This window comes from Exiguobacterium chiriqhucha RW-2, assembly GCF_000416965.1.
GTDB classification, from domain to species: domain Bacteria; phylum Bacillota; class Bacilli; order Exiguobacteriales; family Exiguobacteriaceae; genus Exiguobacterium; species Exiguobacterium chiriqhucha.
In genome coordinates this window covers 16086-28057 of sequence record NZ_ATCL01000008.1, presented here as the reverse complement: position 1 = coordinate 28057, position 11972 = coordinate 16086, and the positions used below count along the sequence as shown (strand labels likewise).

The 11972-nt window shown below is 50.1% G+C and carries 13 protein-coding genes; 9 read left to right on the top strand and 4 right to left on the bottom strand.

Annotation, left to right across the window (positions count from 1 at the left end; all coding sequences use genetic code 11):
- Both M467_RS16945 and M467_RS16940 read left to right on the top strand, forming a co-directional pair.
- Positions 1–675 (top strand): response regulator transcription factor, encoded by a 675-nt coding sequence (locus M467_RS16945; RefSeq protein ID WP_021065325.1) that lies wholly within the window; start codon positions 1–3, stop codon positions 673–675.
- Positions 672–1979 carry a HAMP domain-containing sensor histidine kinase gene (locus M467_RS16940; protein ID WP_021065324.1) on the top strand — a complete coding sequence of 436 codons (1308 nt, stop codon included), beginning with the start codon at positions 672–674 and terminating at the stop codon, positions 1977–1979. The genes M467_RS16945 and M467_RS16940 overlap by 4 nt, the downstream gene beginning before the upstream one ends.
- A gap of 17 nt (positions 1980–1996) precedes the next feature.
- Here the strand turns inward: M467_RS16940 and M467_RS16935 are convergent, their stop codons facing one another.
- The gene (locus M467_RS16935; protein WP_021065323.1) at positions 1997–2596 is read right to left on the bottom strand and encodes a TetR/AcrR family transcriptional regulator; all 600 of its coding nucleotides are present in this window, start codon (positions 2594–2596) and stop codon (positions 1997–1999) included.
- Between the two features lie 172 nt (positions 2597–2768).
- On the opposite strand from M467_RS16935, the gene M467_RS16930 reads away from it, so the two are divergent.
- Positions 2769–3497 (top strand): ABC transporter ATP-binding protein, encoded by a 729-nt coding sequence (locus M467_RS16930; RefSeq protein WP_021065322.1) that lies wholly within the window; start codon positions 2769–2771, stop codon positions 3495–3497.
- Positions 3490–4503 (top strand): ABC transporter permease, encoded by a 1014-nt coding sequence (locus tag M467_RS16925; RefSeq protein WP_021065321.1) that lies wholly within the window; start codon positions 3490–3492, stop codon positions 4501–4503. Before M467_RS16930 ends, M467_RS16925 begins: the two co-directional genes overlap by 8 nt.
- Position 4504: 1 nt before the next feature.
- On the opposite strand, the gene M467_RS16920 is transcribed toward M467_RS16925, so the two are convergent.
- Positions 4505–4969, bottom strand: coding sequence for a DedA family protein (locus M467_RS16920; RefSeq protein WP_021065320.1), 465 nt, complete (start codon positions 4967–4969; stop codon positions 4505–4507).
- Between the two features lie 253 nt (positions 4970–5222).
- Here M467_RS16920 and M467_RS16915 point away from each other — a divergent pair, with 253 nt between their 5' ends.
- Together M467_RS16915 and M467_RS16910 are read left to right on the top strand one after the other, a co-directional pair.
- Entirely contained in the window at positions 5223–5915 is a 693-nt protein-coding gene (locus M467_RS16915) for a response regulator transcription factor (protein ID WP_021065319.1), read from the top strand.
- Entirely contained in the window at positions 5912–7006 is a 1095-nt protein-coding gene (locus M467_RS16910) for a HAMP domain-containing sensor histidine kinase (protein WP_021065318.1), read from the top strand. The genes M467_RS16915 and M467_RS16910 overlap by 4 nt, the downstream gene beginning before the upstream one ends.
- A 243-nt stretch (positions 7007–7249) precedes the next feature.
- On the opposite strand, the gene M467_RS16905 is transcribed toward M467_RS16910, so the two are convergent.
- A complete protein-coding gene (locus M467_RS16905) occupies positions 7250–7759 on the bottom strand; it encodes a glucosaminidase domain-containing protein (protein ID WP_235045154.1) in 510 nt (169 codons plus the stop codon).
- A gap of 337 nt (positions 7760–8096) precedes the next feature.
- Here M467_RS16905 and M467_RS16900 point away from each other — a divergent pair, with 337 nt between their 5' ends.
- Complete coding sequence (locus M467_RS16900; RefSeq protein WP_021065316.1) at positions 8097–8741, top strand: plasmid pRiA4b ORF-3 family protein; 645 nt, start codon at positions 8097–8099, stop codon at positions 8739–8741.
- 92 nt (positions 8742–8833) lie between these two features.
- Positions 8834–9292, top strand: a complete 459-nt coding sequence (locus tag M467_RS16895) for a hypothetical protein (protein WP_021065315.1) — start codon at positions 8834–8836, stop codon at positions 9290–9292.
- A gap of 43 nt (positions 9293–9335) precedes the next feature.
- Here M467_RS16895 and M467_RS16890 read toward each other — a convergent pair whose 3' ends face one another.
- On the bottom strand, positions 9336–10829 hold the full coding sequence (locus M467_RS16890; protein WP_021065314.1) for a DHA2 family efflux MFS transporter permease subunit: 1494 nt from the start codon (positions 10827–10829) through the stop codon (positions 9336–9338).
- A 155-nt stretch (positions 10830–10984) separates the two neighbouring features.
- Here M467_RS16890 and M467_RS16885 point away from each other — a divergent pair, with 155 nt between their 5' ends.
- Positions 10985–11857 (top strand): TetR/AcrR family transcriptional regulator, encoded by an 873-nt coding sequence (locus M467_RS16885; protein WP_021065313.1) that lies wholly within the window; start codon positions 10985–10987, stop codon positions 11855–11857.
- Positions 11858–11972: the final 115 nt, after the last annotated feature.

Sequence of the window (11972 nt, the reverse complement as noted above, 5' to 3'; positions counted from 1 at the left end):
ATGGTCACCATCCTACTGGTCGAAGACGACCCGGCGCTCGGGAGTCTATTAGATGAATATTTGACGACGGCGGGTTACCGCGTCCACTTGGCGGTCGACGGGGAAGCGGCGCTAGACGTGCTCGAACGAGAACCAATCGATTTGATGGTCACCGACGTCATGATGCCTCGGCTCGACGGCCGCGAATTGACGGAACAGTTGCGCGATGCCGGATACACGTTCCCGATTTTAATGTTGACCGCGCTCGAGACGTTACCGGATAAGAAGAAAGGGTTCCGGGCCGGGGCGGACGACTATCTCGTCAAACCGGTCGATTTGGAAGAACTTGAGCTCCGCATCGAGGCGATGCTCCGGCGGGCCAACATCTATCGGGAGCACCAGATTCAATTGAACGACTGCGTTCTCGACGAACGGTCGCTCACCGTGATCACGCCGTCCGAGACGATTGAAGTGCCGAAGAAAGAGTTCGAGCTGTTGTACCATCTGGCGACACACTTGAACCAAGTGTTCACGAGACAACAGTTGCTCGATCGGATTTGGGGCTATGAGACGGAGAGTGACGTCCGGACGATTGATGTGCATATCAACCGGTTACGCAGTCGTTTGAAGCATGTCGAGGCGTTCCAAATCAGTACGGCCTGGGGTCTTGGCTATCGGTTGGAGTTGAAGTCATGAAGCGGTTCCTCAGTTCCATCTATGGCCGCTTCCTAATCATCTTCTTTGGGCTGTTGCTCATCCCGATTCTGTTGACGCTCACACTCTTCCTGACGTTCCAGTTCAATTCATTGACGACGCAAGTTGAGACGATGCTCGTCGAACGGGCCGACAGCATGCGGACGGCATCCGAACGCTATGAGCTCGGGGCCGATGAGGTCGTCGAGCTGTTCTCGGAACAGACGCTCGTCATGGCGACAAATCGGTATGATGCAACTGAGTGGTCCGTCTCCGAACGTGCTCGTCTGGAACGGGGAGACGTGTTGACCGTTCGCGATGAACGGTTGCCTGCAGTCGTCTTGCTGATTGACGAAACGATTGTGACGTTGACGCCGAATGCGGAAGACAACCCGATTTCCATCTTCCGTAATCTATCCCTCCAGACGTTACTGCTGACCGCGCTCGTCTCGAGCGGGTTCGTCCTACTCGCGGTGCGACTCATGACGCGTCGGATTGATCGTGTCACCGAAGCCGCAAGCCGGGTCGCCTCTGGCGATTTGACAGTACGGGTCCAAGACGGTGGGAATGATGAGATTGGCAAACTGGCCAGTCAGTTCAATCAGATGACCGAGACGCTCGCGACGAATGAATCGAAGAATGAAGAACTGACGTCGATTATGGCCCACGAGTTCAAAACGCCTGTCGCCTCGATTCTCGGGTATGCGACGATGTTGAAACGTGGGGATGTCTCGACCGAGAAACGAATCGATTATGCGACGATGATTGAACAGGAAGGGAAGCGGCTGTCGCGATTGTCTCGCGATTTACTTCGTCTTGCCAAACTCGATCACACGGTCGTCGGCTTAGACCTGACCCGTTTCTCGCTCACCGAACAGATTCGGGAGAGTATCCTATCGTTTGAGCGTGAATCGACTAAAAAACAGTTGAATTGGATTGTTGAACTGGATGAGATCGACATGGTCGGGGATGCGGGTCTACTGCAACAAGTGTGGATGAACCTGCTTCAAAATGCGATGACCCATGCCTATGAGGACGGGATGTTGCGCGTCCACTTGACGCAGACGTCCGAAGCAATCGTATGTGAGATTCGAGACGAGGGAGAAGGGATGACACCGGATCAAGTGAGTCGCATGTACGAACGGTTTTACCAAGCCGATAGCTCGAGACATCAAGGTGGCTCGGGGCTCGGCATGGCCATCGTTCAAAAGATTGTCACGTTGCATGGTGGAAAGATTCAGGTGAATAGTGAGGTGCAGGTCGGAACGACGGTGACCGTCACGCTTCCGCTTCGAAGAGACAGGTGATAATGACCTGTCTCTTTTTATGGCTTCAAGCCGCCAGCCGTCAACGGGCCTTCGAACGTGATCGTATAAATGATGCGGGCGATGTCCTCGGCCGTTTCGGGTCGGTCGTTGTACAGCCATTCGTAAATGACCCCCATATGGGCCGACGAGATGTAAGACACCAGATAATCGGCCGGCACGAGTGCTTTCGTCGCATCGAACAACACGGTCGGGGAGCGTTGGAATAGCGCCGCGTGCATGTACGACCGGAGCCGGGCTTGAAACTGAGGGTCACCGTTCGGCCCCAGTAGCGGTTTCATCAAGATTTTATTGTCCTCGATGAAGCGGATGAACGGGACGAGCAACTCATGAGCAGCGGGTCCGCGTTGGTCACCGAAGACGCGTGGAATCTGTTTGACCAGTTTCTGTTCGGCCTCTTGAAAAATGACTTCAATCAATTTCTCCATCAAGTCGAACTTATCCACATAGTGACTGTAAAACGTCCCGCGATTGATGCCGGCCCGTTCGGTGATGGCTTTCACGGTGACCGCCTCGAACCCGTGCTCGTCAATCAAATCCAAAAAGGCATTCTTGATCAATTGTTTCGTACGTGTGATTCGTAAATCTTCATGTCCCATCTGTTTTTTTCTCCTTTATCCAACACTTGAGTGCGGACTGTCTGATAACCGACACGATGCCCGATATTGCCGATTGTTGGGCTACCGGACGAGGTCTATACTGAACATATAAACCAACACGGTGTCTATTAGTCAAGTGTACATGAATCGGACATCGAAAAGGAGAATCGCTATGGACATTCAACTGAACGGCGTCAGTAAATCGTTCGGTGACCAATTGGCCATCGACCACGTCGGCTTCACCATCAACTCAGGGGACATCTGTTGCCTGCTGGGCCCGTCCGGTTCGGGAAAGACGACGCTCATCCGGCTGATGATTGGTGCCTTGGCCGCAGACACAGGTTCGATTCAAATCGGAGAGACGATCATGCCAAATATGAGCATGCTCCACAAGATCGGCTTCATGCCCCAGAACGACGGATTGTATGACGACTTGTCGGCCGAGGCAAATCTTGAATTTTTCGGCTCGATCTATAAGCTCGGCAAACCGACACTCCAACAACGCATCACGGAAGTGCTCACGCTCGTCGATTTGACGGCCGACCGCAAGAAACTCGTCCGAAACTTCTCGGGTGGGATGAAAAAACGGTTGTCACTTGCAATCGCCATCCTGCATCAGCCGGACGTCTTGTTTTTAGACGAGCCCACGGTCGGAATCGATCCAATCTTGCGACGCCAAATCTGGGATCAGTTTCAAGCGATTCGGGCGAACGGGACGACGATTATCGTCTCGACGCACGTCATGGATGAAGTGCTCGAGTGTGACCGGGCCGCGCTCATTTACAACGGCCGTTTGATTGCCTTTGATACGGTGCCGCGTCTGTTGGAACAGACGGAAAATGGCCGCGTCGAGGAACTGTTCCTCATCGCTGGTCGAGAAGGAGGGACGGATCATGCGTAACTTGGCGAAACGCGTCATCTTTCAGACGCTCAACGATAAGCGGAGTGTCGCCTTGATTTTGATTGCGCCACTCTTGATTTTGACGCTCGTTTACTTCCTCCTCGGTGACTCGGATTACGTGCCGGTCGTCGTCCTTGATGAGAATGCACAAACGCAACTCGTCGAGGCGTTCGAAGCCGAGACACTCGACGTCCGGTTGGACACGGTCGACAATCCGTTCGGGTATTTAGAGGACAATAAAGACGTCGATGCGATTTTTGAAGCGACGCAGGAAGGGACGACGATCACGCTCCGAGAACCGTCGACAAAGTCCTCGAAAGCGGTACGAGAGATTCAAGCGGCGTTGTCGGCATTGAATCCGGCGGCTGATATCGAGATGAACTATGTATATGGAGAGGAAGGCCAATCGACGTTCGATTCGTTCGGCTACGTGTTCTTATCGCTGTTCTCGTTCTTCTTCGTCTTCATCCTGTCGGCGATGGCGCTCGTCAAAGAGCGAAGTGGTGGCACGCTCGAACGGCTCCTGATGACACCGATCAAGCGCGGGCAGGTCATCTTAGGGTATACGCTCGGCTACGGCGTATTCGCGGTCGTTCAGTCCGTCTTCATCGTTCTCTATACGATTTACGTGCTCGGACTGACCTCGCTCGGCAATATCGGCTGGGTGTTTCTCGTGATGATTTTAATGGCGGGGACAGCTGTCTTGTTCGGCGCGACGATTTCAGTGTTCGCCCGTTCGGAACTCCAAGTCGTCCAAATGATTCCGTTCACAATCATTCCGCAAGTGTTCTTCTCTGGTCTCATCCCGCTCGACTTGATTCCGTACGGACTTGGCAACTTGAGCTATATCATGCCGATCTTTTACGGGGCGACCGCGATTAAAGAAGTCATGGTGTACGGCAGCGGGTTCGCCGGGATATGGGGCTATGTGCTCGGCTTAATCGTTTACGCCGCTGTGCTCTACTTGTTGAATATGCGGGCGCTCGGGAAGTATCGAGGGCATTGAGTCATAAAGCGAGCACCCAATCTTGGAACTGTTGAAATGCTGGGACTTGTCCGGCCAAGCGAATCACGATGAACCAGGCCCCAGTATAAAGAAAGGCCGAGATGGCGTTGTAGAGCGCATACGTCCGAAACCTGAGCGATGTGAAACCGGCAACGTAATGGAGCGGATGGCGCAGACCGGGAATGAAATACGAGATGAGGACAATCCGTGACCCGTACGTTTCATAAAGTGCTTTCGCCCGATTCAAATACCGGGAATCACGCTTGGAAGACGGAATCACGCGATGAAGGCCGCGACCGACAAGATAAAACCAGCTGAACGCGAGCGTGAAGACGACCCACGTCGTGAAGAAGAGCGCCCAGCCAGATGATGCGACGGTCAGATGGGTAATCATCAATACGTCGTCTGATAGTGGGGTAAACATGATGCCGATGGCGAGCATCACGTATTGCGTCAATATATCCATATTCGTTCACTCCTTACCTTTGTCTAGTATTCCCCGACAAACGTAAGGAGTTTTTAGCATCATCTTAAGAAATCTTAAGAAGTACCACAGAAATCGTTGCGATCCGCTCGGTATCCTTAAGATAAATAGACAAGTTGACGTGTAGGATGGAACAGAAGCGGAAAAAAGATGCTACGCTAGGTTCAATCGAGACGACTGCTAAGGTCGTCCATAAATCGTATGTGTAACGTGTAATCAGGCAAGGAGGAAGAACATGCGGTCACAACCGACCATTTTGATTGCCGATGACGATGAGGCAATTCGCGAGCTGCTCGCGATTTACTTGAAGAATGAAGGGTATTTGCTTCGCTTTGCGAAAACAGGCCAAGAGGTGCTCGACGTCGTCGCGCATGAACCGATCGATTTACTCATTTTGGATTGGATGATGCCCGTCATGGACGGCATTTCTGCATGCATCGAAATCCGGAAGACACAGTTCATGCCCATCTTGATGCTAACGGCTAAAACAAGTGACTTGGATTTGATGCAAGGGATTTCTGTCGGAGCGGATGACTATATGAAAAAGCCGTTCAATCCGCTCGAGGTGACACTTCGGGTCAAGTCGTTGCTCCGACGTTATCGTGACTATGGAGCACATCAAGCGAGCCAGTCTGGAAAACTCATGTTTCAAGAATTGACGCTCGACGTGCAGACGAGGCAATGTCAAAAAGGCGAGACACTGATTCGCCTTACCCCAAAAGAGTTTGATATTCTTGCCTATTTCATGCGGCATCCGAATCAAGTGCTGACGGTCGAACAGATTTATGAGGCCGTGTGGGGCGAGGATGCATTTGAGGTCGATAATACCGTGATGGTGCACATCACGAAAATTCGCGAAAAAATAGAAGATACGCCTCGGAAACCATCGTTTATCAAGACGATTTGGGGCGTAGGATACCGGTTATGAGACAGCGACAATGGGATCGATTACTCGTCAAGTTGATTGGGATTATCTTGATTAATGCACTGATTGCGACGATTGCGTTTTTAATCATGGGTTACTCCATCAGCATGTATTACATTCGGAACGAGACCACGCCTGACCCGTTGACGTCCAATCTGGCTTTTTTAAGCGTGACGTTCATTACGATTATCATTTTTGTGATCGGCTTCTCATTGATGATGCGCAAAACATTACGCAAAATCACGTATTTGTCGAGCGAGATTGAGCAAATCGCTAGTGGCGACCTCGGTCGGACGGTCGAGGTAGAAGGACGGGATGAACTGGCCTCACTGGGGCAAAGCGTGAATTGGATGTCAAAGCAGTTGCAACATCTGTTCGAAAAAGAACGCGCCCATGAAGAAGAACGCAATCAGCTGTTCTCGAACCTTTCCCACGATTTACGGACACCGCTGACGAGTATTCGTGGCTATCTGCAATTGCTTGAAAGCGAACGTGTCATGACGGATATCGAACGGGGTCATTTTAACGTGTTGAACGAGAAAACGGCTCAGCTCGAACAATTGCTCGATCAGTTGATGGACGTGAACCGCTTATACTCATCTCAAGTAACGCTATCAAAACATCGTATGAACATCAGTCTTCTGACGACACAGCTCGTTCACGAGATGGGTCCGTTGTTTGAAGAGGCCGGGTCTCGTGTCTCAATTGATGTGCAGCCTGATCTCTACATCGAAGCCGATCAAGACCAGCTGATTCGCGTCTTTCAAAATTTGATGTCGAACGCATTGAAATACGCGACATCGGACGGACCGATTGAACTGACGCTTGTCGAACGGGATGAGCATGTCTTGTGGCAATTGTGTAATGAGACGACACCCCAGACGATTGCGTCTATCGATCATTTGTTTGACCGGACGTATCGGGTGGATGCGTCACGAGGCGAGACGCCAGGTGACGGGCTCGGTCTGTCGATTGCCCGACAAATCATGCTTCTGCATGAAGGCATGCTGACAGCGTATGCTTCGGGAGGTAACCGAATTTGTTTTGAAGCTAACTTTCCGATTGAACGAGGAAGCGATTCTAACAGAACTTGATGTTTTTTCGAATCACGATTTCCTCAACAAGTGAACTATCTAAAATTCGTCCATGCATTGATTCAAGTCAGCCACCAAATCGAGATTTATAAGTGAAATAAAAAAGCATCGGGGCAAATACCCCGAATGCTTGTTAACGTTTAAGTAGTAAAGCGACGCCGGTCACGAGAAGTGCGAGTCCGCTAAACAATCGTACTTGGTTGCAAGTCACTATCTTTCACCCCTGTAAGTCATTGTAGTCGTTCATTTTTTGGCGACGCGAAGTTTTGTCTGTTCCATCTCTTTATAGATTGCAAGGACGTCGTTGCCATAGTTGCCTCTCGGTTGCATCGCCCATTTGCCTTGGAGGGCGGGCCATGTTGGGGCGGATCCACGTTTTACGTAACGGAAGCGTGGGTCGACGAGCGTCATGTTCAGTTTGTCAGTGGAAGCGTATGCTTTCAAATGCTGAATATGGGCCGTGACGCCTTGGAAAGGCGAGCGGAACGTATGGCCTTTTACCCCGTTGCCGACCGTTCCGATCCCCGCGTAGTTATGTTGCCTCGGGAGGACGTCCCCTTTGTAACTGAAGTAGCCGGTCTCCTTCAACGCCTGTGCGAACGCGACATCGCCACGGACACCTTCTTTGGCGCCGATGACGACGAACAGCTTGGCGAGTTCTTCGACGGTCACCCCTTCAAGCCGGACGTTTCTCGGATTTTTCTTTTTGACAAAGTCCGCCATTTGTTGAGGTGTTAATGCTGATGTTCCCATAATAGCACGATTTTCTTTTTTTGACGCAGCTGAAACAGACGGCGTCGAACTAATTAACAAAAATAGGATTAAAGCCATTCCAATCGAATAAACGAACACGTTTTTCATCTTGGTTCCTCCCTGATCAACGAATAAACTATGAAGATAATACCATATATTAGGCTTTTAAATTATTTCATTTTGATTAAGTGGGAGGAATCATCCAAATTTATGCAACTAAATCGTAAAGTGCTATTTTGTAAGTGGCGAGTTTCCATTCATTCAGGTATTTTTGAAACAGGAAGAATCATCATCAGAAAAAGAAGCGACCGAAACGAAACTAGGAGGATTAAATTTTATGTTTAAAGCGTATCAGTTCCACATTCAACTTCTCGACAGCCCGACACCAGTCTGGCGCCGCTTTATCATCCCGGCCGAAACGAACTTCAAACGACTTCATGATGCGATTCAAATCGTCATGTGGTGGGACGACTCCCATTTGGCGAAGTTTGAAGATGCTTTACGGAAGCCGACGTTCCGATTCGTCTTGTCTTCAGAAGAGGTCGAAGACCATAAGGCTCGGTTGTCTTATTTCAAGTCCAAGCCGAAGCTAGAAGCATTCGAACAACAGATTTATGAAATGTATCGGCAATTATCCATTCGCCAGATGAAGAACGTAAAATTGCCGGCCGTCATCGAGGCGCATTCGACGCTTTACTATACGTATGACTACGGGGACGACTGGAGACATGAACTGACGTTAGAGAACGTCATCGACGACTATCCGCTCCCGTATCCGACAGTGACAGAATGGGAAGGGGAGACGCCATTCGAAGACGTGGGCGGAATGGCTGGAAATCAGATGATTCAAGACATCTTAAACGATTCGGCTCATCCACAACACGAGGAGTATGTGGAAGCGTCTAAAGAAGTACAATTCTATCAGAAGGATAAAATTAATTTCCTATTGCAAGAATATGTGACTGTGAAGAGAGTGAAATGAGAAAAGCGGCGGAGTGAAAATCTCTATAAAAATCCAACGTCTGAGGAAACTTAAATCAGTTTACTTACGTAAATAAAGACGAGGTGATGGGAATGGAGAAACAAGCACGGATGCGTTCGATTCAATCGTATCAAAAAAGATGGATGCCGTTGCACGTATCGGTCGTCATCGCGGTCGGGATGTCATTTGCGTTATTGGTCATGAACGAGTTTCAAACGGGTTATGGAATCGCCTTTTTAGCGGCGCTCGTTGTGTTGATTTATTTGGAGTGGCGTGAGAGTCGATTCATGCAACGGTTGACAGACGAACCGTCCGTCCAGAAGTTCATTCGCCGCACGTATCTCGGTCGCAACGCTGTCTCGTTGTTCGGGGCCATCGGATTCTGTTTGTTGTTTAAGAACGGATTCCAGTCAAATCTGTTCTTATGGATGATGATTTTCTTTGGTGCGGTCGCGGGCCAAGCGGCGACGACAATGTATTACGAACGCAAGATTCGCCAGCTCGATCCGGAGCATCCGAGTCGGCATGACTTGAGTTTTACAAAAGGATAAACAGAAAACAAGCCGCCCTGTTCGAACAGGACGGCTTGTTGTGTTAATTCGCTTTTTTGAGTTCTGATTCTTCTTCCTTGAAGTCGAGCTTGCGTACATCGACTCGTTTTACGAAAAATGCCAGTACAAGCGCAAGTAGGTTCATCCCAAGTGCGACATAGAATGAAACTTGAATCCCTGACAGTAACGCTTGTTGCGTCAACGCGCCCATCGCACTTTCGGTGAGTGTCGCTGGGTCGACGCCGGTCATGAGTGATTCGGCTTCTGTTTTCGTCACCGAGTTCATGATCGTGACGAGGACTGCCGTTCCAATTGCACCGGATACTTGTTGGGCCGTGTTGTTGATGGCCGTTCCGTGCGGGTTGAGGCTCGTCGGAAGCTGATTGAGACCGTTAGTCATAATCGGCATCATGACCATCGACATTCCGAACATGCGGAGCGTATACGTCGTCACGATGTACGTGTACGTCGAATCGAGTTGAACGTTAGCGAGCATATACGTCGAAATCGCTGTGATGGTGAGACCTGTAATCGAGAGCACCTTCGGTCCGAACTTATCGAACAGTTTCCCCGTAATCGGTGACATGATCCCCATGATGATGGCACCCGGTAACAGCATGAGCCCAGAGTCGAGCGGCGAGATGCCGCGGACGCTTTGAACATAGGCCGGTGTCAAAATCATGCCGGAGAACATGGCGACGGCGTTGACGATCGCAATGATGGAAGCGAGTGCGAACATCGGGTATTTGTACGCCCGAAGGTCGAGCAGCGGCTTCTCCATGTTGAGCTGACGGATGACGAAGGCGATTAACGCGACGAATCCGACGATCATCGTCGTCAAGACGATCGGGTTGTCCCAGCCATCCGAACTCGCCGAGCTGACTCCGTACAAGACGCCACCGAAACCGAGCGTCGATAAGACGAGTGACAAATAGTCGAGCGATTGATCTTTATTTTGGACCATGACGTTCTCGGCTTTCCAAATGGCGAGGCCGAGACCGATGATGGCGAGCGGGAGAATCATCTCAAATAAGACGCGCCAGTCGTAATACTCGACGATATAACCTGAAAGCGTCGGTCCGATGGCTGGTGCGGAGATCATGACGAGACCGAAAATCCCCATCGCTGTTCCACGTTTTTCACGCGGGAAACTGACGAGCATGACGTTCATAAGGAGTGGCCCCATCGTCGAGGCACCGACCGCTTGAATCATCCGACCGGCGAGTAAGATGCCGAAGTTCGGTGAAAAGGCGGCGATGGCCGTCCCGACAGCGAAAATCGCCATCGAGGTGATGAATAGGCTTCGGTTCGAGAACCGGGTGATCAAGTAGGCTGATGCCGGGACGAGCACACCCGTCACGAGCATGAAGCCGGTCGCGAGCCATTGGACGGTCGAGTAGTCGGCAATCTCCAAATCGACCATGATTGATGGGAGTGCGACGTTCAATAAAGAGTTGTTGAGAAAGGCGATGAACGCCCCGGCAAAGAGGACCGCGAGCATGAGATACGGCGGTTTCTTTTGGAATTCTGGTTTCATACGAGTTGCTCCTTTATGTTCTGAATAGTTATATACTAGTAAGTGTCGATGTAGTGATTTTATACCCGTCGTATAAATAAATCAACCATTTTGTACTATCAGTTCAAAATGATATACTGAATCTATAAATGAAACAGAACGGAGCAGGAAATGATATGAAAGATAAGAAACGAAAAGTCGCCGATGTCGCCATGAACCTCTTCATTGAGAACGGGGTCCAACAGACGTCGGTCCAAGAAATCATTGAACGGGCGAACATCTCGAAAGGGACGTTCTACAATTACTTCGCCTCGAAGACGGACTGTGTCGCCAATATCCTTGAGAACTTGCGCTATGACGCCGGCCAGCGCCGCATCGAGATGCAGATGGGGCGGGACAAGCGTGACAAGGACGTCTTTATCGAGCAGATTTCCATCCTCATTCAATTAAATGAAGAGCGGAACCTCCACGCCTTATTTGAGTCGATCATGTCGGCGAATGAGCCCGAGCTGAAGAAGCTCGTCTTGCAGCACCGTGTTTATGAGATCGAGTGGCTCGCCATGCGTTTGACCGAGATTATCGGTGAGGAGATTCGTCCGTACTCGGTCGAGTTGACCGTGCTCTTCAATGGGATGTTGCAACACATCTTGTTCACGCTCCGCATCACGAACACGGCCTATTCGATTCAGAAACTGATTCGTAACTTATACGCCTACGTCGAGCTGATGGCGGCCCGCATGGTCGAGACGAACGAGCATATTTTAAATCCGGTTACGGTCGATCAGATGCGTGGTACGACCGATAAAAACCTCGTCACAAAAGACGAACTGATTGAGATGGCGGAACGGATTCGCGCACACGTCAAGATGACCGAAGAACAAGCGGATTTGTTTGAGGCAATCACGTATGAGTTGCATCAAGACCGGCTTCGTAAAATTGTCATCGAGCAATTGCTCAAGCCGTTCCAACGTCTGTTCAAAGGAGTGACGGGGGAGACCGAAGTTCAGAAATTTACGAATCTCGTTTGGTTGTATACACGGACACACTAACGACAAAAAAAGATTGGTTGCTGTAATATAGAAGAAACACGGTACGAAAATAAATCTCAAAATATTCCACGAAAAAGAATTGATTCCTACAAATTCATGCGCTACAATCAAATTA